The sequence below is a fragment of the Rhodococcus sp. H-CA8f genome (assembly GCF_002501585.1).
Taxonomy (GTDB): domain Bacteria; phylum Actinomycetota; class Actinomycetes; order Mycobacteriales; family Mycobacteriaceae; genus Rhodococcus_F; species Rhodococcus_F erythropolis.
In genome coordinates this window covers 2536699-2561904 of the sequence record NZ_CP023720.1, presented here as the reverse complement: position 1 = coordinate 2561904, position 25206 = coordinate 2536699, and the positions used below count along the sequence as shown (strand labels likewise).

The following is a 25206-nucleotide window of genomic DNA, read 5'->3' as shown; positions in this document are numbered from 1 at the left end:
GCCTTCATACCGGACGCGGTCGAATCGCGGATCAGCCGCGAGCACGTTCGCCGATGGCCGCATTGTTGACGATATGGGCGATTCGACCTGCCCGTGTTGCGTCTCGAGCGGCACAGACTATCCACCAAAGCATCTGTTTGCGGGCGCTGGGCGGAAAACTGTCCCAGTTGCTTCGCGCTTGCTGTGAACGACGGTCGAAAACTAGTCCACCCCCGACGGACGAAAACCAGACCACGACGATGTATTCATTGTGCCGCGTTATCTGCCCTCACGGACGGCAACGTATCGATCCCGGTGTCCTTGAGGCGATAACTCGATCCTTTCAATGTCAAAACCTCTGCGTGATGGACGATCCGGTCGATCATCGCGGCCGCAACCACCTGATCGCCGAACACGTCACCCCACCGGCCGAACGGCAGATTCGACGTCAAAATCAGCGAAGCATGCTCATATCGACTCGACACCAACTGGAAAAACAAGTTCGCGGCGTCCTGCTCGAACGGGATGTAACCGACCTCATCAACGATGATCAACCCGATCCGTCGCAACTTCACCAACTCCGCCGGCAGCTTTCCCGCAGAATGCGCAGCCTTGAGCTTGCCCACCCAATCGACCGCCGTCGCAAATGCAACCCGATGTCCGGACTGTGCCGCCTTGATTCCCAACCCGATTGCCAGATGCGTTTTGCCGGTCCCCGGAGGACCCAACAGCACCACATTGCGCGCTTGCGTCAAGAACACCCCGGTACCCAGATGTGCCACCGTTTCCCTGCTGAGTGATGGCTGATAGTCGAAGTTAAACTCCTCCAACGATTTCCGTGTCGGGAATCCGGCCGACCGGATTCTGGTCTGTGAGCCAGACGATTCCCTAGCAGTGACTTCACGCGACAGCACCGCGGCGAGGTAGTCCTCGTGGCTCCATCCGTCGCTGCGGGCCTGCTCCGCCAGCCGTGCTGCCGATTCTCGAATGCGCGGCGCCTTCAATGCCTGAGCGTAGTGCTCGATGTCCTTGAGCGAATCCGTATCGGCCATCACAACACCGTCTCATCATTAAATGATGCGGCGCAACGAAACTCGACTCCGAACGCGCGGTCGTAATCGCCCAGATCCCGGATCAACTGGTCCGCCTCGGCGGAAGTAGGTGTCGGGTTCTGGAACTGCTCTCGCAACCTGGCGGCTGATTCCACATGCAGTGGATCGGTGACCGTCAGCCCCCGTGACCATCGCCGATCATGTTCGGCAAGCACTCGACCTTCCCGGGTCACTGCAACCCTACGCAGGTCGGCCGCAACATCGACCATGTGTCCGATCGCCGACGGATCCACCGAATAATCGTTTCCGAGGACCCGAACGTAGTAGTCCCGCGGCAGACGAATTTGCGAGCATGCGACGGTTGGCGGCGGAACCGCCGGCAACGACAACATTGCCGAGGTATCGACAGACACCAAATCTATTGGGCGACCACCGATCCGGCGTACAACCCGAGAATTCGCAATCGGGAGCCACTCCGCCAGCTGTGTGTTGAAGTCGTCGGGTGAACAAAACGTTCGACCGGGCATGAACGAGGTTTCCAGAAACTGGTTTGCACGTTCGACGATGCCCTTGGACTCGGGGTCGAACGGTTTGAGCTGGATCAGCGTCGTGGCGACCGTTCCGACGAATGCGGTCACCGGATCCGTCAGCCGGCCACGGCGGCCGATCCCGGATTCGTTGTCCCACCACAGACGGTGAGGGATCGCACCGAGATCATGTGAAAGCAAATGCCACATGCCGGCAACCAGGTCCATCGTGACCCGACTGGGCAACATCATCGCGGTGATGAACCGCGAAAATGCGGCAACCATCACCAGCACCGGCGGGGAACCGGACTGACCACCGCCGAGCGGAATCGACGCCGGCGGAAACCACAGATCGCACTGCACAACCTCCCCAGGATCGTGAACGAGGCGATCCGCCGGGTCCGCCGGCGCGTATTCAGGTCTGATCGCCCGGATTCGTTCACGCAACCAACTGATCGACCCGCTCCACCCGATCCGTTCGGCGATCACCGTTGCCGGCATCATCGGATGCTGTGAGAGCAGTGCCCGGATTTTCGGTTCCACGGTGCTGATCGCGGATTCGACGGGTGGTCGTTGATACTTCGGTGGTCCGTCGCTGGCCAGAGCGTTGGTGACGGTGTCACGGGCGACACCGAGTTTGGTGGCGATGGCACGTTTGGACAGCTTTTCGCTGTGGTGGAGGTGCCTGATCAATGCCCAGTCTTCCATGGAGATCACCCATTCGATCTTGGTTGGGTGGTCTAGTTTTGGACCGTCGTTTCTGGACTACTTTTCAACCGTCGTCAACACTTGCGGGTCCCGGTCCAGCGCCGCCTGCAAGTCAGATGGTTCCTCGAGGTCTTCGACTTGGTCGAGAATCGTCCACCAACCAGTGGATTTCGCGGCAGCAATGGCACCACGACCAGCAGCGGTCATAAGGCCACGCGCCTCCATATCCGCTGCGCGTTCGCGGTTGAGACGGGTCCAGGAACTCTTGCGTCTACGAGGCGTGAACAGTTGCAAATTGCGCTCTTCGTCGAAGATGGTGTTGGTGGAATCGATCCAACCAAAGCAGATGGCTTCCTCAACGGCCTGAGGGTAGGGGCAGCGTGGTCGGCTGGTGGTGGCGCGCCAAGAGCACAACCACACACCTCGGCCTGACGTGTGATTGTCCGTCAGCCAAGTTCGCCACTGGTCCCGAGTCTCGGCGTGGATGATCGGGTAGTCGAACTTCCACGTCGGGGGGTGGATGGAAGCCGGCGATGATTTCGAATTGGTCACTTACTCTCCAAGCTCACAGGGGAACGGATACGTGTCTCGATAGACGAGGGGCCCGCGCAGGGAACACGTCCCCGCGGCAACCTGGACATGAATGGTCTTGTCGCACAATCCTCTTCTGACTGTCATGGTGGCGAGACCCTGAGGTGAAGGGCGAGCCGACTGACGGTGTCGGCAAGCTCGGTTGGTTCGATGACGACCACTGGGGCGGTGAGCGCAATGCGCGCAACCGTCATGGCGAGCCTGCCGAGATCTTCGCTGCGGATCTCGACAAGGCAGCGTTCCGCTGCCACCTCGATCGGTGTGTGGTCAATCCATCTCAGTACGCCCTCGAGGTCGGCGAACGTAGCTTCGATGGCGAGTTTTGCATCGTGGTGACGGGGTGGCGAGCCGACTGATCTCGCGACGAAGCCTGCCGCGTCACCGCCCGGGATCTCGCGTGGCGTGAAATGACTGCCTGCCAGCCAGGGCTCCGAGAGCCGGTCCAGTCGAAATGTTCGCCAATCCGCACGATGGTGGTCCCATGCTACGAGGTACCAACGACGTCCCGCCGTGACAAGGCGGTGCGGCTCGACGAGCCGTCTGCTGCTCTCGCCATCACCTCGCCGGTAGTCGAAACGAACGTGCTCGTGGTCGCGACATGCCGCAGCGAGCACACTGAGCGCTTCGGGGTCGACGATGTCGTCTTCTGCCCGCCGCATGGAACTGACGCTCGAATGCAGTGCCGACACACGTCGGCGTAGTCGATGGGGCAGGAGTGCTTCGATCTTGGTCAGCGCGCTCAGCGATGTTTCTTCGATGCCTCCGATGGCGGCCTCGGCGGCGTAGCGCAGTCCGACGGCTACCGCCACGGACTCGTCATCGTCGAGGATCAGGGGCGGCACGTGTGTCCCCGTTGCAAGTCGGTAGCCCCCGTACTTTCCGGACGTGGAATCGACCGGATAACCGAGGTCGCGTAGGCGATCGATGTCGCGGCGCACCGTCCGCTGCGTGACATCGAGTCGTGCGGCAAGTTCGGCACAGTGCCAGAAGCGATGGGTCTGAAGGAGCGAGAGCAATTGCAGTGCTCGGCCTGTGGGATCGTTCCGCATTTCTTCAGATTGCCAGCGATCTAGGACTTTATGTGTCCACGATGCTCCCTAACGTCGGAGCAACCGGTCGATCCAGACACGAGATCGGTACTCAACTCAAAGGAGCATCCGTGAATCCATCCGACTTCCCCAGGCCCGTCCTCATCCAAGTCAACGGCGTGGAACTCGAAGTCTTCGAAGCAGGGCGAGACAATGCCGGGAATCCCATCGTGCTGTGTCACGGATGGCCAGAGCACGCCTATTCCTGGCGATACCAGGTGCCCGCCCTTGTCGAGGCGGGCTACCACGTCATCGTCCCGAACCAACGCGGCTACGGCAATTCATCACGTCCGACCGAAGTGACGGACTATGACATTGAACATTTGGCGGGTGATCTCATCGCACTTCTCGATCACTACGGCTACGAAGATGCCACCTTTGTCGGTCACGATTGGGGTGCCTTTGTCGTGTGGGGCCTGACCCTGTTGCACCCGGACCGGGTAAACAAAGTGATCAACCTGAGCCTGCCCTACCAGGATCGCGGAGAGCAGCCCTGGATTGAGTTCATGGAAGCCGTGCTTGGCGGTGATTTCTACTTCGTCCATTTCAATCGACAGCCGGGCGTCGCGGACGCGGTGTTCGAAGACAACACATTCCGGTTCCTCCGCAACCTGTACCGGAAGAACGAACCCCTCAGGGAGCCTCAGCCGGGTATGGCGCTGATCGATCTCGCCAGAGCAGAGACACCACTCGGTGAGCCTCTGATGAGCGATAGCGAATTGGCCGTTTTCGTCTCCGCCTTCGAATCGACAGGATTCACGGGCAGTGTGAACTGGTACAGGAACCTTGACCGCAACTGGCATTTGCTGGCGGAGGTGGACCCGATTATCCAACAGCCCGCACTCATGATCTACGGCGACCGTGACGCGATCGCGAGGGCTGAGAACTTGACAGAGTTCGTGCCCAATGTGGAAGTAGTCAATCTCGACTGCGGTCACTGGATCCAGCAAGAAAGACCCGAAGAGACCAACCAAGCGATCTTGAACTGGCTGAAGCGGCAGGATGCCACATAGTTTCAAGGCTAGGTGCGGGTCTCAGTGAAAATGTCAGTCTCATTCAAGTCCGATAGGGGGCGTGATCCGGACCCACCTTGTGTGTATCAAGCGGATTGCTGAGCTCGGATGTGGACGAGTCGGTAAGAGTCGGTGGCGGTTTCGATGATGTTGCCGCCGCAAGGTGAGCCGATCCACGATGGCGGCGCAAAGTCGTGGTTCGGTGAACGTTGTCGTCCAGCCGGAGAACGACGCGTCGGAGGCGATGGCGACGGAGTTCTTTTCCTCCCGTTCGGTCAACACCTGAAAAAGCAGCTCGGCGCCTCGTTTGTCGAGTTCCATGTAACCGAGTTCGTCGATGCCGAGCAGATCCACTCGGCCGTAGCGGGCGGTCCCGACCACCCACTGCCAGTTGGCCCAGGCCCAACCAGTTCCGGCATGGCCTGGATGGACGTTGTCGCCTGCTGCATCGACAAGAGCCTCTCGCCACAATTCAAATCGCCTCTGATCCAACAAGTTACCGGGCTCCGGAAACGCGTCTACCTCTCCGGGTCCACTTTCGAGAATTAACGAGAGCGTCGGAAAACAAGCCATGCACTCAACCCGGCGATAGGCACAAGCCAAATCCCGAAAAAGAAGGCGACTGCTCGCCACACACCAATTCGCCGGGACACGGAAACCACATCGGCTGTTCCGACAAGGCACACGGAAATCCATATCAAGGCGAGAGTGAATCCGCCGACGTACAGAAGAACGAACGCCCCAAATCCGTCCATACAGTCCATTCCACTGTCGGCGCAGTCCTGAAGCCCCGCCGCACCGAGTAGAGAAATGTTCACAGTGGCGATGCTACGGACCAGGGCGTCCCGAACTTCCGAACGACCCGGCGGATTCGGCAATGCGAACGCCGGTCAGCCCGTACAAAGTAGAAGCCCCACCCCCGTGGGGAGGGCGGGGCTTCATTCGATCCGGCGCTCACGCACAGTGGGAGGGTGGTGGACATGCCGGACCGACGACACGGCAGGGAGTCAAGCTGCCGCGCCCAAGCGCTGACCTGAAGGAATGCGCCTGAGATTGTGGTTACGAGAACCATCAAACCAGACAAACTGGACGCATGTTCAGGAATCGAAAGATTCGACCCCGCGCGTCAGAAAAGATCTCACTGCACCCGATAGGTTTCGCTACGGCCAGGATCAACCAACCGCCGCATGATCTCGTACGCACGGTCCGGATCCGTGTACGGCGGAATCATCATCAGAACGAGTTGACGACCATAGATGTCGTCGAGATACATCAAATCGTGAGGCTGGCCAGGGTACGGACCCCGCACTTCCAGTCCGTCGACCTCGTCGATACGACGCTGCGCGCTGCTGATCGTGTTCCAGTCGAACGCAACCCGCGCGATCGGCCCCAACCTCAGCGAAAGTGCGGATATCAGATCGTGAAGCTCCGCCGTGACGTTGGTGGTCCATGGGAACCACGCGCCGTCTACCGATGCCTTGACGGCGCCTTGACCACGAAGCAGGAACCGCGGAGTCCGCGTCGGCGACGGGAAAGGTTGCCCGACATGGCGCTGCGGCGCTTCCATTGCATAGTCGAGAGTGCTGATGTGCGCCATGACGAGGCTCCTTAACGGAGGATTCGTGGAACCGTCAGGCAGAGGCGCCCGGTCGTGGGTTCCATACTTTCAGGCTACTCCGCTGCGCAATCCCGACTACGCATCGACGGAAATGATCACGCCGGTGTCGCCATACGGGAACGGACCATTACCGATGTGACCGAGGGTGTTGAAGAATTTCGAAATCGGCACCATCACACCGTATTTCGCGTTCACTTTGCTGCGGATCTCGTCGAATTCAGGTCCGCCGCTCACCAAGTGAGCGGTCCCGGCAACCAGCAAAGAGCCGTCGGCAACCTTTCCGTGGTTGTTGCACGGCACGACGGTGACGCGTGGGTTGTTCCGCAGCCGCTTGGCCTTACCCGATTTCGAGGAAGTCCAGAACCCGATACGTCCGTCCGGCAATTGGCGTATGCCTCCACAAACTCCACGACCATGCACACGAATGAATTTTCTATGCCTCGCGCGTTTCGAAACGGACAATTATCCGGACGAAGATGAACAACAGGTGCCGAGTGATGGAAATGTCGCGGAACGACCACGTCTCAGGTCGATTTGTGGCCCGCAGGTGTTGGAACATGACTTCTCGTGAATGCGGAACTCATCGTTCTCCTCGTCGTCGTCGTAACCGCTCTGGGGTTCGACTTCACCAACGGTTTTCATGACACTGGCAACGCTATGGCCACGTCGATTGCAACCGGCGCCCTCAAGCCCAAGGTGGCAGTCGCTCTGTCTGCTTCCTTGAACCTGGTCGGAGCTTTCCTCTCGGTAGAGGTTGCTGCCACCGTGGCCAAGGGCGTGGTGAACCTCGGAAATGTGGGTGGCCAAGCGCTGCTCACCATCGTCTTCGCCGGCCTTGTCGGCGGCATCATCTGGAACCTGGCAACGTGGTTGCTCGGCATCCCCTCGAGTTCCTCACACGCACTGTTCGGCGGCCTGATCGGCGCCGCCATCGCGTCCCTCGGAATGAGCGGTGTCGCCTGGAGCGGCGTGCTCAGCAAGGTTGTCATCCCCGCAGTTGTCGCTCCCGTCGTAGCCGGCTTGGTTGCAGCGGCCGGAACCTGGCTCATCTACCGCATCACCTCCAACGTCGGTGAGGAAACCAAGGACAAGGGTTTCCGACTCGGCCAGATCGGTTCGGCTTCACTCGTTTCCCTCGCCCACGGCACCAACGACGCTCAGAAGACAATGGGCGTCATCTTCCTCGCCTTGGTCGCCCATGGAACCATCTCCGCCGACGCGGACATGCCGTTCTGGGTCAAGCTCACCTGCGCACTCGCGATCGCTGCCGGAACCTACCTCGGCGGGTGGCGAGTCATCCGCACACTCGGCAAGGGCCTGGTCGAGATCGCCGCGCCGCAGGGCATGGCGGCCGAAGCATCTTCTGCTGCCATCATTCTCACCTCCAGCCACCTCGGTCTTCCACTCTCGACCACCCATGTGGCGACGGGTTCCATCATGGGAACCGGTCTGGGACGCAAGGGCGCCGAGGTTCGTTGGGGCGTCGCCGGACGTATGGCGGTCGCCTGGTTGATCACTCTCCCGTCCGCTGCGATCGTCGGCGCTCTGTGCTGGGGACTGGCCAACATCGTCGGCGGCCTGCCCGGTGTCCTGGTCGTCTTCGCTGTGCTCATCGCATTGGCCGGTTGGATGTATCTGCGCTCCCGCAAGGAGCCCATCGATCCGAGCAACGTCAACGCCGAGTGGGATGGCGGCCTGGTGCCTGCAGAGGTCCCCGGTCCGGACGCCCGCGTCACCACCGACGTCAAAGCCTGAAAGAGGGAATCGACATGGATATCTTGAAAAACACCGTCGACTCGCTCTGGCAGGTCGTACTTGTCGGCCTCTTGCTTGGCGCCGGACTTCCGGCGATCTTCGCAATCGGTCTGAAGTCCCTCGACGCCGGGCAACGTGGCAGTGGCGGCGGGAGCACTGCCGTCGCGGCTCGCAGTCCGTTGGCCGTGGCAGGCGCAGTGGTGTGCTTCGCGGTAGTGCTCATCGCAATCGTCACCGGAATCCTCTTCATCATGCAGGGCTTCCTCAGCCACACATTCGGCATCGAGATCTTCTGATCCCGTGCGCCCTCACGAGCGGAAAGACATCACCGTGACTGCACCGACTCCATCCCTTCCTCAATCCATTCTGGAATGGCTTCGCGCCGGCTACCCCGAAGGCATACCGCCCAAGGACCGCATTCCGCTGGTCGCATTGCTACGACGCAAGCTCTCGGACGCGCAAATTCGAGACATTGCCATCGGCGCTGCACTCGCAGAACTGAGCGACGTCAACAGCGACCAGGTGATCTCGAGCGACGAGATCAGCGCTCAGATCGCCGATCTCACGAGCCAGACTCCCTCGGACGAGGACATCGCGCGCGTTGCCTCCGTCCTGGCCGCCGCCGGGTGGCCCCTCGCTGATCTCGACAACGACTGAAGCTCGATTCGTTGAGTCTTCCACCACTTCTGGCTTCGATACTCGGCTGGCTGCGTGCCGGGTATCCGAACGGTGTGCCGGAGCAGGACTACGTCCCTTTGATGGCCCTGCTCCGGCGACAGCTGTCCGACGACGAGATCGCCGTTCTTGCCGACGATCTCGTCGCCGACTTTCCGGTTCCGGTCGATCCGATCGACTTTCCCGGTTCGGTCGATCCGATCGACTTTCCCGGTTCGGTCGATCCGATCGACATCGGCGTCCTCATCACCAAGGTCACCGACGATATTCCGCACGAATCGGACGTCGCCCGGGTACGTGAACACCTGATTCGTGGAGGGTGGCAAATCGACGCGCAACCTCCGGTCGACGACGCATGACGGCACTACCTGAATCAGACCAGTTTGATAACGAAACGGTAACGGAGCCGTCGACGTCAATACAGACCACTTAGTGTCATCAGGAATTCCGTGCCTCGGGGGGCTCGGTCGGATTTCGGTGTGCAAGCACCTTTGGGGCGGGAGTGATACATGCACGAGGCTCAAACAGATTTGGCGAAGAACCCAGATATTTCGAACCCGGATGATTCGAGAAACCGCATTTCGAAACGAATCAAGCGTCGGATCCTCGGCCTCGCCGCGACAGCACTCGCACTCCCCCTGACCGCAGGCCTGATCAGCGGATCAGTAGCGACCGCAGCGCCCGCGCGCACCGCCCCGGCCGGTGGATACGAGGAGGTGTTCGTCGACTCCTCGATGGGGCCGATCAAGGTTCAGATCCAGTGGGCTTCGCGCGGCGGCAACGCGGCGCTCTATCTTCTCGACGGTCTACGAGCACGCGACGACCGAAACGCATGGAGTTTCGAGACCAACGCTCTCGAGCAGTATCGCGGCGACAACGTCACCCTGGTCATGCCGGTCGGCGGGCAGTCCAGCTTTTACTCGGACTGGTATGCGAACAGCAATTTGAATCGCCAGCCGGTCACGTACAAATGGGAAACCTTCCTCACCCAGGAACTTCCCGCCTATCTGGAATCGCGCGGCGTCTCCCGAACCAACAACGGTGTGCTCGGATTGTCCATGGGTGGCAGCGCGGCACTGACGCTCGCCGCCTATCACCGCGATCAGTTCAAGTTCGCCGGATCGCTCTCGGGATACCTCAACATCTCAGCTCCCGGCATGCGTGAAGCAATCCGCGTGGCCATGGTCAGCGCAGGGTCCTTCAATGTCGATGCCATGTGGGGACCGCCATGGAACCCCGCTTGGCTCCGCAACGACCCCTTCGTGTTTGCACCCGAGCTGGCTGGGCTCTCTCTGTACATCTCCGCCGCGAGCGGCCTACCCGGGCAGTTCGATCAACCGCGTCGTCCCGTCGACTTCGTGAATACCGGTAGCGCCATCGGCCTCGAAGCCCTTGCCCTGATGAACTCACGGGCATTCCAGCTGCGCATGAACTCCCTGGGAATTCCGGCAACGTACAGCTTCCCGGCCAACGGCACTCACTCGTGGCCGTACTGGGGCGCGGAACTGTGGAAGGCCCGAGGCCAGATCCTCGACACCCTCAACGCTTGGTGAACTGACAAAGACTCGATCACCGACAATCGCAGGCCCCGACCGAATTTCGGTCGGGGCCTGCGTCGTTCGAAATCAGAGCGCGGCAAAGAGATCCACGGTATTGCCATCGGGATCGAGAAGAACGGCGTAGCGCTGGCCCCACACGGCATCAAATGGCTCTTTGTGTCCGGGGAAGTCGGCTGTGATGCGCTGATACGCCTCGTCGACTGCAGCGGGTGTCCCGAAATCGAAGGCCAAAGCGACGGGGTGTCGACCTTCCCCGACAACGAAGTCAGGATCGAAGCTCGCGATGGTGGACAGCGCGTCCCAGGCCAGCCGAAGCCCACTGTCGAAAGTGAACTCCACGTGTGGAGCGTCAGCGGGTGTTTCCGGAATGTCGAGCCCGAGGGTTCGGTAGAACGCGAGGGAACGCGCGAGATCGTTGGTGACGATTCCGACGAGATCGAGTCTCGGAGAGACGGACACGGTATTTCTCCTGTTTCGGGTCGAGAAGTGATCGGCGAGTGTGTGACGATGATCTGATGACCGGCACTGACACCCTCGCTCTTGACGGTAGTCGGACGGTAGCGTCGAGTCTTGAACAAAACGGCCACACCTATGTCGAGACTCGGATCACCGGTTCGGCCGGCCTCTTCAGTTGCGCGTGGAAAAGCACTACTGACCCCCATGCGCCCACGGAAGCAAAGCGGATTCTTCCCGATCTCTGCGCAGACTTCATCGTCGACAGCACCGGAAAGTCGTGGCTCGTCGGACCCGCAACCGGTGCCGATCTGGTTTCGGTCGCCGCCGGTACAACCATGTGGGGCATCCGGATCAATCCGCCGGCTCTGCGGAGCCTGCTCGGCACAGCGGCCGACGCGGTGCAGGATTCGAAGATCGCCTTCGACGACATCCTCACTTCCAGACAAGCGCGGGTACTTGCCGACGCCCTTAGCCACGAGGCAGTCGACGCTCACCTACTGGGCCAGTTGTGGCGCGGACTGGAACCCGACCACGGAATCGAGCGTGGTTACTCCGCGCTCATCTCCTCCCCTTCGACTCCGATACGAGAGATCGCCGCAGACCTCGGTGTTTCCGAACGCCATTTTCGACGCTCGATCACGTCGTCGATCGGGCTGTCCCCCAAAATGATTCAGAAAGTGCAACGTATCCAGGACGTGTTGACTCTCAGCCGCGATGCAAATCTCACGCTGTCGTCGCTGGCCGGTCGCGCCGGCTACGCCGACCAAGCCCACCTCGCGCGCGATACGCGAGCGCTGACAGGCCTGACACCGACTCAGCTACTGCGCGAGCACCGATAACGATGAGCGAAGACCTGTTCTCCGCCCTCGATCACCTGGCTGCCACGTCAACTGTCGTGATCGATCGCCCCCGAGGGTCGGCACACCCGCGTTACCCCGCTGCGATTTATCCGCTCGATTACGGCTATCTCGACGGGACCGTCAGCGCGGACGGCGACGGGATCGATCTGTTCCGAGGCTCTGCCGTCGGCAACGGCGTTGTTGCCATGGCCGTTATTGCCGACATCGACAAGAAGGACGTGGAAGTCAAGATCCTTCTCGACTGCACTGCCGATGAAATCGGCACTGCCGCAGCATTTCTCCGCGACACTTTGGGTCTCGGTACCACTGTCTTGCGGCGCGAAGTCAGCTGAGTTCGTCGAATCGCGAAACAAGATGCTCCGCAACCCACTTCGCTTCCTCGATCAGCGGCCAACCTGCCAGGATCAGTGCAGTCAAACCGGTTCGGCCGCGAAGCGTGCGTACCGAGTCCGTGATCGAATCCGGATCGCCGACGTAGTACACCGCCGATGACCCGGTGCCGAAGATGTCGAGAGGCGACCACGCTGTGATACCCGCGTACAGCCCGTCACCGACGTACAACTCCTCCGGTTCCGGAAGTCGGCCGGAAGCAATCTTGTCCGCCCAGCCCTGCCGCTGTGCGTCGCGAGCGGTGAAAGTCTTGAGGTCTTGCTTCCCCTGAGTACGACGACGCACTGCGTTGTCCAAGACATGAGCGATCTGCTCGACGCCCGTCTTCTCGAACAACGAACGGAACCGGTCGTGCGCCTGCGCCTTGGTGGGGCGAACGATCACCCCGGTCAGCGCACCGAAGTCGGTGAACTCGCGCCCGGCTGCCTCCGCCGCCGCCCGTGCGGCAGAGAATTTGTCTTCGATGAACGAAGTCTCGCGCAACATCGCCAGATAGGTGTCGAGCACCTTGCCTGAATTCGCCAGGCCTGCAGGCGAATCACCGGTACCCCACAGCGGAACCTGATGCCCAGCGGGCGCATCGATACGCAGTGGTGTGTTGGGAAAGTTCGACTCCGTGCCTTCGGCGTAGATGCGGCGGAAGTCCGCCCAGTACTGCTCCCCCAACTCGTAACGCTCGTCGTGGGGCACGTTCATGTCGTACTTGGTCAGGATGTTTTCGCGTCCGTTGACCGAGTTGATCAACAGTCGGCCACCGCTGAAGGCGTCGAAAGTCAATGCCTTCTCCGCCAGCAGTCGCGCCGGCGTCATGTTCGCGTAGACGGCGACAAGGAACTTCATGCGCGTGGTGTGCGCTGCCGCCCACGTCGCCGAAATGAACGGATCGTTCGGCCAGGTGGCAACAAGCGCACCTTCGAATCCGCCGTCGTCGATGGTCTTCGCGAGCTCGATCTGCCTGGCCCCGTCCACGGGGAACAGCCCACCGGGGCTCCACGGGTAGTCCCCGTCGGCCTGGGTGAGATACCAAAATGTCTTGACGCCCATCAGTTCTGCACTCCAGCCGGCAGGTCGAACGATTCGATTCGGGCACGTGAGCGGATGGTGTCCGCATTCACGGTGTAGAGCGCGTCGAGGTACGCGACCGCGAAAGAACCAGGACCTGAGGCATTTTCCTCGGCGATCTCCGATGCCACGGCAACGTGCGTATGCGCGGCAACCAATCCGTCCAGCGCGGTCGGCGTAACGGCGAGGTAGGCAGCGACCAGGCCTCCCAGAGAGCAACCGGTACTGGTCACGCGCGGCAACAGAGCGCTGCCACCGGAGACTCGGATGCCCCGAACGTCGCCGCCACCATCGCGGCCGACGATGTAGTCGACCGGGCCTGATGCCGACACGGCATCCGCATGCGTCAGGAGTGACAGAGCGGCGGGCACTGCGTCGGCGGAGTCGGAGGCACTGTCGACGCCGCGGGTGTCACCCCCGAGTCCGGCCAGAGCGATGATCTCCGATGCGTTCCCGCGGATGGCGCTGGGGTGAAAGCGCAGCAGATCCACAGCGATACCGCTCCGCCAGGGTAGTCCGCCGACACCGACTGGATCCAAAACCCATGGCGTACCGGCAGTTCGGGCCGCTTCTGCGGAAATCAGGAAGGCTTCGGCTGTCCCGTCGTCCGGCGTTCCGAGGTTGACGAGCACTCCCCCGGCGACGGCAGCGAACCCACCCGCTTCATGAACGTTGTCGATGTGAGCGTTGCTTGCGCCGGCAGCGAGCAGAACATTGGTCAAGAAGTTCGCCGAAACGATGTTCGTCAGCGACTGGACAAGCGGTACCTGATCGCGGAGTGCGTCGATCGCCGACGCGACGGTTTCGACAGAGACAGTGTCAGACATGAGAATTCCTTCAGGACGGGAGGTATTTGGGGACTGCGGCGATTCAGGACCGCGGACATCGCACATCCGGATTCGCGCCACCGGGCTCACTGCCGACAACCATCGGCAAAACCGGATCTGCAGTCCATTCCTCCAACGAACCGTCGTAGACTTTGACGTCCGCATAGCCGCTGCGGATCAGCGCAAGTGCGGTCAAACACGCCGAAACTCCGCCACCGCAATAGATCACGACAGGGCCGGTGGCGGTTGGTAGAACGTCGGCCGATTTCGACAAGACTTTCTCGACCGGAAGCATCCGGGAGTCGGAGTCGAGAAGACTCTTCGCGGACAGATTCACGCTTGACGGAATGTGTCCGCGTCGCGAGTATCGCGTCTTCTCGGTTCCCTCGTACTGCTCAGGCGCGAGAGCGCACACCAGCGTTCCGGCTTCGCCTCCGCTGGACAGCGACGCAACGCGAGGTAAATCGACCCACAGACCCAGATCCGTCACGCTCCAACGCGTCGACGCCGACGTGTGGGTTTCGTCGTCGCCGCTCGCGAGCGCGAAGCCGCGTCGAGTCCATTCGGCGAGGCCACCGTCGAGAACTCTTGCTTCGATGCCGGCGTTGCGAAACACCCACCAGAGCCGTGATGCCCAGGTGGTCGATCCCTGGTCGTAGATCACGATTGTCGCGCCCGGCTCGATACCACTGGATTGGAGATCGGAAACCAACTGCTCCGTTGGCGGGCGTGTGAAATGCAGCGCCGCTTCCCTTTCGGAGAAGACGTCCATGAGGTCGACATGTCGCGAACCCGGGATGTGCGAGGAGACCCAGCCGCCGTACCCGGATTCCGGGCGGTAGTCGCCGTCAAATCGCGCGGGAGGAAAATGAACCGTCGCGTCGAGCACGGCGACGCCTCCCTCACGCAGCATCGCGTCGAGTTCAGCGGCACTCACCAGCGGCGACGCGGTCTCTCCAGCCACTTCGGACCCTCTCCCTCGGAAACGAACAAGCACGAACCTAAATGAGTACTAGCGTATACGCAAGTACTCACTCGTCGTCGATGGCATAATCGAACGCGCTCTACTTGCATGCACAGGAATGGGGACACATGGATCTCGACGCCGATACGAGCACCACCGATCTGCTGGTGCCGGAGGCTGCGCTCGGCCGGTCCGATCAGACCTCGCGGCAGTACCTGCGCCTGCGAGCCGACATCCTGGCCGGCAAGTTCCCCCAGGGCGCTCCGCTGCACGAGACTCAATTATGCGAATCGTACGGCGCATCCCGCACCCCGATCCGGGAAGCACTCAACTGGCTCGCACACGACGGACTACTCGAACGAGCCGCTCGCGGTTTTCGTGTCCGTTCCGGCACACCCGAGGACGTCATCGAGATCTACGCGGCGCGGGTAGCCCTCGAATCGGAAGCGGCAGGCGCCGCGGCACTACGCCACAGCGATCTCGACCTTGCTCGCCTGGACGGATTACACGAGTTCTGCTGCACTGCAACCGAAGGCACCGAGGTGCGTTCCGGGAACTTCAAGTTTCACGAGGCCCTCTGGCAGGCCGCCCACAATTCCACGATCACCTCACTGCTGATCCGCCTCACCACCCAATTGCGAATCTACGACAGCGGCCCGCCGTCGAACTACGGCGAACCGGACCTGCTCAATTCGGAACATCAAGAGATCCTGAACGCCATCCGCGCCAGGGACGAATCGTCCGCGCGTGGCCACATGCGCAACCATCTCGAGCGCAGTCGCGACCAGCGGATAAGGATGTTCGCCAGCCGCTGACTCCAGACAGCCCAGAGTTCTGCATACCGACGCCTATGCCGCCGTCAGTCAGGCGGGGAGCGTGCCGATCTCGACGTCGTACACGCTCTCGGCCGGGCTCGACATCACTCGGACCGCCATCTCCTGTTTGAGCACTGTCAGCCGTGACTCGTCTTCGGCTGTCCGGTCAGTCTTGCGGGAGAGAGTGATCAACTCGTCGACGACAAATCCCTCCCGAACAGTCAGCGTGGCGCTCGCGCCGCGATAGCCGACCCGAAAGACATACAGTGCGAGCGCATTTCCTCGTTCAGGCCGGGCCAGGGAACTGTCGACGGTGTACCGCCCTTCGGTCACTGCGCGCGTGACCAACTCGAACGCGTCGCGCACTCCTGGTCCGCCGTGTGCGGTGGTGACGACCAGCTCGCGACGCTCGACGGAGCCTTCCCCGCCGAGCACACCGAGTGCGCGCTCGAGGACTTTGTAGGCATGCGCCACGCCTCCCGGTGCCTGCGGCCCGTGATAGTGCAGAGCATCTTCGTACGTGAAGTCGAGCGTCGTACCGTGATCGGTCACGATCAGCGAGTCGGTCATGATGGGCGTCCTTGCCGGTCAGTGCTGGCGGTCGATCGGATTGTTACGCGAGACAATGAGCGGATCGACCGGCGTGAAAGGAAATTGCGGCAGATCGCGTTCCGGAACACCGAACGAGGCCGAGAGAACGCCGCGCGAGAACGCGGAAGCCGTTGCACGGTAGCCTATGTCGCCCGGCGTCGGCTGGTCGAAGAAGATGAGGAAGTTGATGTCCTCGTCACCTAGAACCTCGATGTGATGGGGGTAGGCACGCGGAACGAAATACACCTGACCGGGCTCCAGTAGGTAGGTGTCGAGCGAACCGTCCGGATCGAGGACCGTCATCCGCCCGTGACCACGATGCACGTATCCCATTTCGGCAGTGACGGGATGCCAGTGTGGCTCACGCATTCCACTCTCGCGAATAGTCAACGAGTACATCGAAAGATCCTCCAGCGCCGCCCAATACTGCTTGCGTGCCACTTCCGCCTGTCCGTACGGGTATGCGAGGGGCGCGATCTGGCCGTCGAGATCGAAGAGATGCGCGTTGGGAAAGCCGGCGGTATCGGGAACGACGGCGGCGCCGTCCCGCCGAACTATCTGGGACGCATCGGCCCTACCGAAGACGTCGAAGGCTGACGCGGCGAGGTCGTAGGTATTGCCGAGCACCGCGTTCGACATTGCGCTGACGCTACTCTGCAACGAAAAGTGCTGCGGGAGTGAAGTACGCAGGGCAGCGATGATCTCCGCCTCCTCCTCTCCGACATTCTCGATGTGATAAATCGCGCCGGATTCGACGTGATACATCTGCCCCGTTCGCACCACGAAACTGGCGAACTCGTCGGCATTGCCCAACATCGAGACGAGCACGGTTCCGCTGGTGACGTAGGCGATCTGGTTCGCGTTGACGTTCCATTGTGGTTCGCGGATCGCGCCGGGGCCGAGAACAATTCGTTTGATCGACAGACCGGACAGGATCGGCAACGAACTCGTGTCGAGTTGCGAGATCGATCCGAGTTCGTTCTCGAAGACACTGGGACCATCGCGCAGCGAGGCAACGTGTGTGGACATGGCCTTTGATCCTTTCGACTCTTATCCTTCCGAATCGCTGACGTCAGTCCTCGATGAAGGCAAGGATGTCCCGGTCCAGGGTCTGCTGATACGAGCCGTAAATTCCGTGCGGTGCGCCCGGATACACCTTCAGCGTGCCCTTCTTCACCAGCTTGATCGCCTTCTCCGCCGCTGCGCCGATCGGCACGATCTGATCGTCGTCGCCCTGAGCGATGAGGAACGGAACGTCGATGGCTTCGAGATCGGAGGTCTGATCCGTCTCCGAGAATGCCTTGACGCAGTCGTAGGCCGCGGCGAGGTTGACCAACATCCCCTGTCGCCAGAAGTCGTCCTTCGCCCCTTGCGAGACGTCGGCCCCTTCGCGGTTCGCGCCGTAGAAGCTCTCGCTGAGATCCTTGTAGAACTGCGATCGATCTCGCAGAACTCCCTCACGAATGCCGTCGAACACCTCGATCGGTGTGCCTTCGGGGTTGCCGTCCGACTTGACCATGATCGGCGGAACGGCGCCGGCGGTGATCACCTTGTCCACGCGCCCCTTGCCGTGCTGCGCCGCGTAGCGGACCACTTCCCCGCCGCCGGTCGAATGGCCCACCACGATCAGGTCTTTCAGGTCGAGCGTGTCGATCAGCTCAGCCAGGTCCTTGGCATATGTATCCATGTCGTTGCCGGTGTACGTCTTCGACGAGCGACCGTGCCCTCGACGATCGTGCGCGATGGTCCGGTATCCGGCGTCGGCGAACAGCTTCATCTCGACCTGCCACGCGTCGGAACTCAGCGGCCACCCGTGGCTGAGGACGATCGGCCGGCCGACCCCGTGCTCGGTGTAGTAGATCTCGGTTCCGTCGGAAGTGGTGATGTAGGGCATGTTCTGCTCTTCTCTGTCGAGTCTTGGACTGAGGTCCGGACACGGTGCCCGGTTTCCTCACTCTGCGAGTGCCCACTATCGGGGCAGTCGACTCATCGATCGACAGAAATCTGCATGGGGGCAGAAGACTCCGGCCCGACACCACGAAGTGTGGTGTCGGGCCGGACCCTTCAGGCAGAGGGGGAACGATCAGTAATCGTCCTCCGTGTAGACGATCATTCCGCGCAGGTTCTTTCCCTCGAGCATGTCGGCGTAACCCTCGTTGATCTCCTCGAGCTTGTAGGTCTTGGTCACCAACTCGTCGAGTTTGAGTGCGCCGCTTCGGTAGTGATCGAGCAACTTGGGAATCTGGGACCGTGGTCCTACCCCGCCGAAGATGGCTCCCTGCAAACGCTTCTGTAGAAGGGTCAGCTCGAAGAGGCTGAGCGTCACCTGCGAATCCGCGTAGTGCCCCATTCCGACGACCACGACCTGCCCGCCCTTGCCCGTCGCGCTGAGCGCGGGCTGAATGATGTCGCCGTGAATCTCACCCACGGTGATCACGGTGACGTCGGCCATCTTGCCCCAGGTGATCTCGCCGATCACCGGTAGCGCTTCCTCGAGGGAGGCAAACGTGTGTGTGGCGCCGAATTCCTTTGCCTTGTCGCGCTTGAACTCGACGGGATCGATCGCGATCACAAATCGTGCTCCGGCTGACGCCGCACCCTGCACCGAGTTGATTCCGACGCCGCCGACGCCGACAACCACCACCGTGTCACCGACCTTGGCTCCACCGATCGCGGTGGCCGATCCCCAACCGGTGGCAACACCGCAGCCGAGCAAGGCCGCCTTGTCGAGCGGGATGTCCTTCTCGATCTTGATCACCGACGCCTCGTTGACGGTCACGTACGGCGAAAATGTTCCGAGCAGGCACATCTGGATGACCGGCTCGTCGTTGAGGGTGACGCGGTACGTCTTGTCGGAGATCGCCTGCCCGGTCAACAGGCCGGCTCCCTCGTCGCAGATGTTCTGCAGACCCTTCGCGCAAGACGGACAACGTCCGCACGCCGGGATGAAGGCGAGAACCACGTGGTCGCCTTCTTCGACGCTCGCGACACCCGGGCCGACCTTCGTCACCACTCCGGCGCCTTCGTGCCCGCCCAAGGCCGGGTAGAAGGGCAGCGGGCTGGCGCCCGTACGCAAATGTTCGTCCGAATGGCACAGCCCCGATGCGGCGAGTCGGACCTGTACCTCACCCGAGACCGGGTCCCCCAGCTCGACCTCTTCGATCTCCCATGCCTGACCTGGCGCCTTGACTACCGCTGCCTTGACCTTCACCTGCACTCCTCGAAATTCTTCGTGATGCACGGACGACGAAAGAACGCGCCGGCATTTGTGTCACCGATCACACTCCATCTACGAGTGTGCCTGAAACTACTCGAGAATACCGCCGGTCCGTGCGCCTTTTTGGTACTCGGCGTTACCGGAAACGCGCACGGCTAGTATCAACACAGTGGCCAAGGGAACTCGCAAGACAAGAACTCGCAGCGGTACTCCCGAGCGAGGCGAGTCCGGTCCCGTCGCCGGTACTTTCCCGATCGATACCGGGACGTGCGAACTTGTCCGCGACCAGTACTCCGACGACAGCTGGATCATCCAGATCAACGGAGTGCCCAGTTCCCACGTGAACGTCGCAGATCCGACGGTGCTCGATTTCGAGTACATGCGGTGGATCGCGCATCTGGTCGATTCCGAACGTGACAAGACCGAGCGTCTGCGGGTTCTGCATCTCGGCGGCGGAGCCTGCTCCATGGCCAGGTACTTCGCCGCCACCTACCCCGACGCGCGTCAGGTGGTTGTCGAAATCGACGGCGCCCTGGCCGAACTGGTGCGCGATTGGTTCGACCTACCGCGCGCACCGCTGCTGCGCATTCGTGTCGGTGAAGCCCGCGCCGTCACCGAAACTCTCACCGAGTCCACCCGAGACGTCGTGATTCGAGATGTCTTTGCCGGCAACACAACTCCGACTCCGCTGACGACAGGGCAATTCACCACCCACGTACGACGCGTGCTGGCACCGGGCGGTATCTACATCGTCAACTGCGGCGACACCCCGGATCTTCAGGGCGCGCGCAGTGAAGCCGCAACGATCGGTGCGCAGTTCGAACACATGGCGATCATCGCCGATCCCGCGATGCTCAAGGGCCGCCGCTACGGCAACATGATCATCGCGGGCAGCGACGTACCGATCGGCGGGCAACCCGCGCTCGCGCGCGAGCTACTCGGCGGCGGCGTTCCCGCCCACGTGTGGCAGGACGCCGAAGTCCGCAAGTTCGCCGCGAACGCGCCGGTTCGGCAGGACTGAGCGAAAACGCTACTCCCCGCCGAAGACCCTCTCCACCACAGCTTTTGCCCGTCGTGTGATGCGCAGGTAGTTGTCGAGGAACTCCCCTGCGTCGTCGCCGTATCCAGCGACCTGCGCCACCGCCGCGAGAACACGGCCCGGGCCGGGAAGCTGATCCGTCGGCTTGCCCCGCACAAGAACGAGGCAGTTGCGTGCCTTCGTCGCGGTGATCCAGGCGTCACGCAGCAGTTCGACGTCGCCTTCGCTGAGCAGTTCCGCGGCGCCGATGGCGTCGAGAGTCTCGAGCGTCGACGTGTTGTGCAGCGACTCGATCTTGTCGGCGTGGCGCAGCTGCAGCAATTGCACAGTCCACTCGATGTCGGCCAAGCCACCGCGACCCAGTTTGGTGTGCGTCGCCGGATCGGCTCCGCGAGGAAGCCTTTCGGAATCGACGCGCGCCTTGATGCGCCGGATCTCGCGCACCGCCGCGTCACTGACGCCGCCTTCGGGGTAGCGCGTTTTGTCGATCATGTGCAGGAACCGCAGTCCCAGTTCAGGATCACCGGCAACCGGGTGCGCACGAAGCAGCGCTTGAATCTCCCACGCCTGAGCCCACTTCGCGTAGTACGCGTCGTACGACTCGAGCGTGCGAACCATCGGTCCGTTACGACCTTCCGGACGCAATCCGGTGTCGACTTCGAGCGGAGGATCCGTGCTCGGTGCCCCGAGAAGCTTGCGCACCTTGTCGGCAATGCTGTTGGCCCACTTGACCGCAACGGTCTCGTCGACGCCCTCGCGGGGTTCGCACACGAACAGCACGTCCGCATCGGATCCATAGCCGAGTTCGCCGCCGCCCAGTCGGCCCATGCCGATGACGGAGAAACTGGCCGGCGCCTCGGTCCCGAGTTCGGTGACGCTGGCCTTGATCACCGCGGAGAGCGATGCATTGAGCACCGCGGCCCACACCGAGGACAGCGCCTTGCAGACGGCGGGAACATCGAGCATGCCGAGGATGTCGGCCGACGCGATGCGCGCAAGTTCGTGTCGCCGCAGCGAGCGGGCCGCGGCAACAGCACGATTGGGATCACTGTGTCGGCCGGAGGCGGTGAGTATTCCGCGAGCGACGTCCTCGGGCTTCGGCTCGACAAGGCGCGGTCCACTCGGCGAATCCGCGAACAAGCGAATCACGTCGGGAGCCTTGATGAGCAGGTCCGGTAGGTACGCCGACGAGCCCAGCACGGTCATCAGACGCTCGGCCACCGCAGCCTCGTCGCGGAGCAGGCGCAGGAACCACGTCTGGTCGACGAGCGCGTCCGAGAGCCTGCGGTAAGCGAGCAGCCCGGCATCGGGATCCGGTGTGTCCGCGAGTGATTCGAGCAGAGTCGGCAACAGGAGCGCTTGAATGCGACCCTTGCGTGAAGCGCCACTCGTCAGTGCAGTCAGATGCCCGAGAGCATGCTCGGGTGCCGTGTAACCCAGAGCGGCCAACTGCCGAACCGCGGCTTCTGGTCCCAGGACCAGTGCTTCCTTGTCCATCCGCGCCACCGATTCGAGAAGCGGGCGGTAGAACAACTTGGCGTGCAGGCGGCGAATCCGATGCGAATTCCGCTTGATCTCGGCGCGCAGGACTCCCAGGGAATCCAGACGACCGTCTGGCCGCATGTGCGCGGCGCGGGCCAGCCAACGCAGCGCTTCCTCGTCGTCCGGCGGCGGCAGGGTGTGTGTGCGCTTGAGCTTCTGCAACTGCAGACGGTGCTCGAGCAGGCGCAGGAATTCGTACGACGCAGTCAGGTTGGCGGCGTCGTCGCGGCCGACGTATCCACCCGCCGCCAATGCGGTCAGTGCATCGACCGTGCTCTGGACATGCAACGAACTGTCGGCGCGCCCGTGCACCAATTGCAGGAGTTGGACGGCAAATTCGACGTCGCGCAAACTTCCGCGGCCGAGTTTCAGTTCACGCTCACGCAGTTCGGGGGGAACCATTTCCTCGACGCGTCGACGCATGGCCTGGACTTCGGGGACGAAGTCCTCGCGCTCCGAGGCGATCCACACCATCGGGCTCATCGCCTCGGAGTACTGGCGACCGAGCTCCATGTCGCCGGTCATCGGACGAGCCTTGAGCAGTGCCTGGAACTCCCAGGTCTTGGCCCAGCGCTTGTAGTACGTGATGTGGGATTCGAGGGAGCGAACCAGTTCTCCGCGCTTGCCTTCGGGGCGCAGCGCAGCATCGACCTCGAAGAATGCGGAAGTACCGATACGCATCATCTCGCCGGCAACGCGACTGGCCGTCGCATCGGCCGGTTCGGCGACGAACACGACGTCGACGTCGGAGACGTAGTTCAGCTCGCGCGCACCACATTTGCCCATGGCGATCACGGCGAGCCGGATCGGACAACTGCCCTCGGGGCACACCGTTGCGATAGCCACCGCCAGTGCGGCGGTCAGCGCAGCGTCCGCGAGATCGGAAAGCTGGTGACCCACGGTCTGATACGGCACTACTGGTTCGTTCTCGACGGTCGCCGCAAGATCAGCCGCAGCCAGCAGCATCAGCTGGTCCTTGTAGCTCTTACGCAGAGCAACAACAGCTTCCGGCCCGGTCAGGGTGGCGCGGTAGGTCAGCGAGCCTTCGGTAGCGCCCTCGTCGAGGGTGGCGCCCACGGCCTCGAGCAACGCTGCGGTGGCCTCGTCCTTGGTCGGCAGAGCGGTTCCGTCGAGCAGTTTCCAGCCGATCGGATCCGCGGCCAGGTGATCGCCGAAGGCCGACGACGCACCCACGAGTGCGAACAAGCGGCCTCGCAGGCTTTTGTCCTTGCGCAATGCCTGATCGAGTTCGCGCCACCCGTCGTCGAGCCCGTCCTTGATCCGCACAAGGGTGCGCAGAGCGAGGTCGGCATTCGCGGCACGCGAAAGCGACCACAAGAGTTCGATGCTATCGGCGTCGACCCAACCGAGCTGACGCAACTCGTCGGCAGCGGTGGGCTCGACCAGCCCGAGTCGACCCGGTCCTGGAACTGCTGATCTCGCAGCGGGCGGTTTCACCGTCACAGACCGAGGTAGGTCTTGAGCTCGAACGGCGTCACGTGGCTGCGGTATTCCTCCCACTCACGACGCTTGTTGCGCAGGAAGAAATCGAAGACGTGTTCGCCGAGTGCTTCGGCCACCAGTTCCGACTTCTCCATCTCGCGCAGAGCGCTGTCCAAGTTGCTCGGCAGTTCCTTGTAACCCATGGCGCGGCGCTCGGCGGAGGTCAACGACCACACGTCGTCTTCTGCCTCGGGCGGCAAGGTGTAGCCCTTCTCGATGCCGCGAAGACCGGCAGCAAGCAGGACCGCGAAAGTCAGGTACGGGTTGCAGGCCGAGTCTGGGCTTCGGATCTCGACGCGGCGCGAGGACGCCTTGTTGGGCGTGTACATCGGGACGCGAATGAGAGCCGATCGGTTGGACGGGCCCCACGACGCAGCAGTGGGTGCCTCTCCCCCGTGGACGAGTCGCTTGTACGAGTTGACCCACTGGTTCGTGACCGCACTGATCTCGTTGGCGTGCTCGAGGATGCCGGCGATGAACGCCTTGCCGGTCTCGGAGAGCTGCATCGGATCGTCAGGATTGTGGAAGGCGTTCGTGTCGCCCTCGAACAGGCTCATGTGGGTGTGCATCGCGGAGCCGGCCTGATCACTGAACGGCTTGGGCATGAAGCTCGCCCGGACGCCTTCACCGATCGCGACCTCCTTCACGACGTACCGGAACGTCATGACGTTGTCGGCCATCGAGAGTGCGTCGGCGTAGCGCAGATCGATCTCCTGCTGACCCGGCGCGGCCTCGTGGTGGCTGAACTCGACCGAGATGCCCATCGACTCGAGTGCGTCGATGGCGTGGCGGCGGAAATTCGGAGCCGAATCGTGCACGGCCTGGTCGAAGTATCCGCCCGAGTCGGCCGGGATCGGCGGAGTGCCGTCGATCGGGCCGTTCTCCAGAAGGAAGAACTCGATTTCCGGGTGGACGTAGCAGCTGAAGCCCAAGTCGCTGGCCTTGCTCAACTGGCGACGCAGTACGTGGCGCGGATCGGCCCACGACGGCGAACCGTCGGGCATCGTGATGTCGCAGAACATGCGCGCGGAATGTTGCGCACCGTCCTTGTGGGCCCACGGCAGGATCTGGAATGTCGAGGCGTCGGGCCGAGCGACGGTGTCGGCTTCGGAGACTCGTGAGAATCCCTCGATGGCGGAACCGTCGAATCCGATTCCCTCCTCGAAGGCGCCTTCGAGTTCGGCGGGGGCGATCGCCACCGATTTGAGGTACCCGAGAACATCGGTGAACCACAAGCGGACAAACCGAATGTCGCGCTCTTCCAGGGTACGAAGCACGAATTCTTTTTGGCGATCCATGCACGCGAGACTAAGCAAGCCACGTTAAATCTGTGTTACATCAGTGGTCCCGGTTAACAGAGTGATTGGTCACCATC

At 62.0% G+C, this 25206-nt stretch carries 27 protein-coding genes and 1 pseudogene; 10 read left to right on the top strand and 18 right to left on the bottom strand.

Translation table 11 applies throughout. The features are described from left to right. Positions 1–31: 31 nt before the first annotated feature. From CPI83_RS31325 to CPI83_RS12130, 5 genes are all read right to left on the bottom strand, one after another. Positions 32–235 (bottom strand): YdeI/OmpD-associated family protein, encoded by a 204-nt coding sequence (locus CPI83_RS31325; protein ID WP_269801283.1) that lies wholly within the window; start codon positions 233–235, stop codon positions 32–34. A 10-nt stretch (positions 236–245) separates the two neighbouring features. Next, positions 246–1031 carry an IS21-like element helper ATPase IstB gene (gene istB, locus CPI83_RS12145; protein WP_097387262.1) on the bottom strand — a complete coding sequence of 262 codons (786 nt, stop codon included), beginning with the start codon at positions 1029–1031 and terminating at the stop codon, positions 246–248. After that, positions 1031–2266: an IS21 family transposase gene (istA, locus tag CPI83_RS12140; protein ID WP_097387261.1), complete on the bottom strand. Its 1236-nt coding sequence runs from the start codon at positions 2264–2266 to the stop codon at positions 1031–1033. Before istA ends, istB begins: the two co-directional genes overlap by 1 nt. Positions 2267–2323: 57 nt before the next feature. Next, a complete protein-coding gene (locus tag CPI83_RS12135) occupies positions 2324–2818 on the bottom strand; it encodes a hypothetical protein (protein WP_232816912.1) in 495 nt (164 codons plus the stop codon). 122 nt (positions 2819–2940) lie between these two features. Then, entirely contained in the window at positions 2941–3906 is a 966-nt protein-coding gene (locus CPI83_RS12130; protein WP_097387260.1) for a YafY family protein, read from the bottom strand. A 110-nt stretch (positions 3907–4016) separates the two neighbouring features. Here CPI83_RS12130 and CPI83_RS12125 point away from each other — a divergent pair, with 110 nt between their 5' ends. Beyond that, entirely contained in the window at positions 4017–4958 is a 942-nt protein-coding gene (locus CPI83_RS12125) for an alpha/beta hydrolase (protein WP_069146901.1), read from the top strand. Positions 4959–5044: 86 nt separating this feature from the next. On the opposite strand, the pseudogene CPI83_RS12120 reads toward CPI83_RS12125, so the two are convergent. The 3 genes and pseudogenes from CPI83_RS12120 to CPI83_RS12105 all read right to left on the bottom strand — a co-directional run. Then, a pseudogene (locus tag CPI83_RS12120) lies at positions 5045–5327 on the bottom strand (ATP-binding protein); the annotation flags it as partial. 769 nt (positions 5328–6096) lie between these two features. Further along, positions 6097–6555 (bottom strand): DUF5994 family protein, encoded by a 459-nt coding sequence (locus CPI83_RS12110; protein WP_003941615.1) that lies wholly within the window; start codon positions 6553–6555, stop codon positions 6097–6099. Between the two features lie 96 nt (positions 6556–6651). Next, positions 6652–6960, bottom strand: a complete 309-nt coding sequence (locus CPI83_RS12105) for a pyridoxamine 5'-phosphate oxidase family protein (RefSeq protein ID WP_019748929.1) — start codon at positions 6958–6960, stop codon at positions 6652–6654. A gap of 183 nt (positions 6961–7143) precedes the next feature. Here CPI83_RS12105 and CPI83_RS12100 point away from each other — a divergent pair, with 183 nt between their 5' ends. From CPI83_RS12100 to CPI83_RS12080, 5 genes are all read left to right on the top strand, one after another. Continuing rightward, entirely contained in the window at positions 7144–8331 is a 1188-nt protein-coding gene (locus CPI83_RS12100; protein WP_097387259.1) for an inorganic phosphate transporter, read from the top strand. 14 nt (positions 8332–8345) lie between these two features. Further along, complete coding sequence (locus CPI83_RS12095) at positions 8346–8627, top strand: hypothetical protein (protein ID WP_003941641.1); 282 nt, start codon at positions 8346–8348, stop codon at positions 8625–8627. Positions 8628–8661: 34 nt separating this feature from the next. Continuing rightward, positions 8662–8988, top strand: coding sequence for a DUF3349 domain-containing protein (locus CPI83_RS12090; protein WP_020908123.1), 327 nt, complete (start codon positions 8662–8664; stop codon positions 8986–8988). Positions 8989–8999: 11 nt separating this feature from the next. Then, positions 9000–9365, top strand: coding sequence for a DUF3349 domain-containing protein (locus CPI83_RS12085; RefSeq protein WP_020908124.1), 366 nt, complete (start codon positions 9000–9002; stop codon positions 9363–9365). Positions 9366–9515: 150 nt separating this feature from the next. Beyond that, the gene (locus CPI83_RS12080) at positions 9516–10559 is read left to right on the top strand and encodes an alpha/beta hydrolase family protein (RefSeq protein WP_020908125.1); all 1044 of its coding nucleotides are present in this window, start codon (positions 9516–9518) and stop codon (positions 10557–10559) included. A 72-nt stretch (positions 10560–10631) separates the two neighbouring features. On the opposite strand, the gene CPI83_RS12075 is transcribed toward CPI83_RS12080, so the two are convergent. Further along, entirely contained in the window at positions 10632–11024 is a 393-nt protein-coding gene (locus tag CPI83_RS12075; RefSeq protein WP_019748934.1) for a VOC family protein, read from the bottom strand. A 56-nt stretch (positions 11025–11080) separates the two neighbouring features. Between CPI83_RS12075 and CPI83_RS12070 the strand changes: the two genes are divergently transcribed. Both CPI83_RS12070 and CPI83_RS12065 read left to right on the top strand, forming a co-directional pair. Next, complete coding sequence (locus CPI83_RS12070) at positions 11081–11860, top strand: helix-turn-helix domain-containing protein (protein WP_202022306.1); 780 nt, start codon at positions 11081–11083, stop codon at positions 11858–11860. 2 nt (positions 11861–11862) lie between these two features. Then, positions 11863–12213 carry an inorganic pyrophosphatase gene (locus CPI83_RS12065; protein ID WP_019748936.1) on the top strand — a complete coding sequence of 117 codons (351 nt, stop codon included), beginning with the start codon at positions 11863–11865 and terminating at the stop codon, positions 12211–12213. On the opposite strand, the gene CPI83_RS12060 is transcribed toward CPI83_RS12065, so the two are convergent. The 3 genes from CPI83_RS12060 to CPI83_RS12050 are packed head-to-tail and all read right to left on the bottom strand — an operon-like array spanning position 12206 to position 15124. After that, a complete protein-coding gene (locus CPI83_RS12060) occupies positions 12206–13315 on the bottom strand; it encodes an LLM class flavin-dependent oxidoreductase (protein ID WP_097387258.1) in 1110 nt (369 codons plus the stop codon). The genes CPI83_RS12065 and CPI83_RS12060 overlap by 8 nt on opposite strands. Then, positions 13315–14160 carry a hydroxyethylthiazole kinase gene (gene thiM / locus CPI83_RS12055; protein WP_020908130.1) on the bottom strand — a complete coding sequence of 282 codons (846 nt, stop codon included), beginning with the start codon at positions 14158–14160 and terminating at the stop codon, positions 13315–13317. The genes CPI83_RS12060 and thiM overlap by 1 nt, the downstream gene beginning before the upstream one ends. A gap of 43 nt (positions 14161–14203) precedes the next feature. Further along, a complete protein-coding gene (locus CPI83_RS12050) occupies positions 14204–15124 on the bottom strand; it encodes a rhodanese-like domain-containing protein (protein ID WP_097387257.1) in 921 nt (306 codons plus the stop codon). Between the two features lie 128 nt (positions 15125–15252). Between CPI83_RS12050 and CPI83_RS12045 the strand changes: the two genes are divergently transcribed. Further along, the gene (locus CPI83_RS12045; protein WP_020969908.1) at positions 15253–15939 is read left to right on the top strand and encodes a GntR family transcriptional regulator; all 687 of its coding nucleotides are present in this window, start codon (positions 15253–15255) and stop codon (positions 15937–15939) included. A 48-nt stretch (positions 15940–15987) separates the two neighbouring features. Here the strand turns inward: CPI83_RS12045 and CPI83_RS12040 are convergent, their stop codons facing one another. The 4 genes from CPI83_RS12040 to CPI83_RS12025 all read right to left on the bottom strand — a co-directional run bounded on the left by CPI83_RS12040 (position 15988) and on the right by CPI83_RS12025 (position 19741). Continuing rightward, complete coding sequence (locus CPI83_RS12040) at positions 15988–16509, bottom strand: hypothetical protein (RefSeq protein ID WP_097387256.1); 522 nt, start codon at positions 16507–16509, stop codon at positions 15988–15990. Positions 16510–16527: 18 nt separating this feature from the next. Next, positions 16528–17559, bottom strand: a complete 1032-nt coding sequence (locus CPI83_RS12035) for a cupin domain-containing protein (protein ID WP_092763395.1) — start codon at positions 17557–17559, stop codon at positions 16528–16530. A gap of 43 nt (positions 17560–17602) precedes the next feature. Further along, the gene (locus tag CPI83_RS12030) at positions 17603–18424 is read right to left on the bottom strand and encodes an alpha/beta hydrolase (RefSeq protein WP_019748943.1); all 822 of its coding nucleotides are present in this window, start codon (positions 18422–18424) and stop codon (positions 17603–17605) included. A 189-nt stretch (positions 18425–18613) separates the two neighbouring features. Further along, a complete protein-coding gene (locus CPI83_RS12025) occupies positions 18614–19741 on the bottom strand; it encodes an NDMA-dependent alcohol dehydrogenase (protein ID WP_020908136.1) in 1128 nt (375 codons plus the stop codon). 175 nt (positions 19742–19916) lie between these two features. Between CPI83_RS12025 and CPI83_RS12020 the strand changes: the two genes are divergently transcribed. After that, positions 19917–20768, top strand: a complete 852-nt coding sequence (locus CPI83_RS12020; protein ID WP_198586346.1) for a fused MFS/spermidine synthase — start codon at positions 19917–19919, stop codon at positions 20766–20768. Between the two features lie 9 nt (positions 20769–20777). Here CPI83_RS12020 and CPI83_RS12015 read toward each other — a convergent pair whose 3' ends face one another. Together CPI83_RS12015 and CPI83_RS12010 are read right to left on the bottom strand one after the other, a co-directional pair. After that, positions 20778–23792 carry a bifunctional [glutamine synthetase] adenylyltransferase/[glutamine synthetase]-adenylyl-L-tyrosine phosphorylase gene (locus CPI83_RS12015; protein WP_097387254.1) on the bottom strand — a complete coding sequence of 1005 codons (3015 nt, stop codon included), beginning with the start codon at positions 23790–23792 and terminating at the stop codon, positions 20778–20780. Next, a complete protein-coding gene (locus tag CPI83_RS12010; RefSeq protein WP_003941637.1) occupies positions 23789–25129 on the bottom strand; it encodes a glutamine synthetase family protein in 1341 nt (446 codons plus the stop codon). The genes CPI83_RS12015 and CPI83_RS12010 overlap by 4 nt, the downstream gene beginning before the upstream one ends. Between the last annotated feature and the right edge of the window lie 77 nt (positions 25130–25206).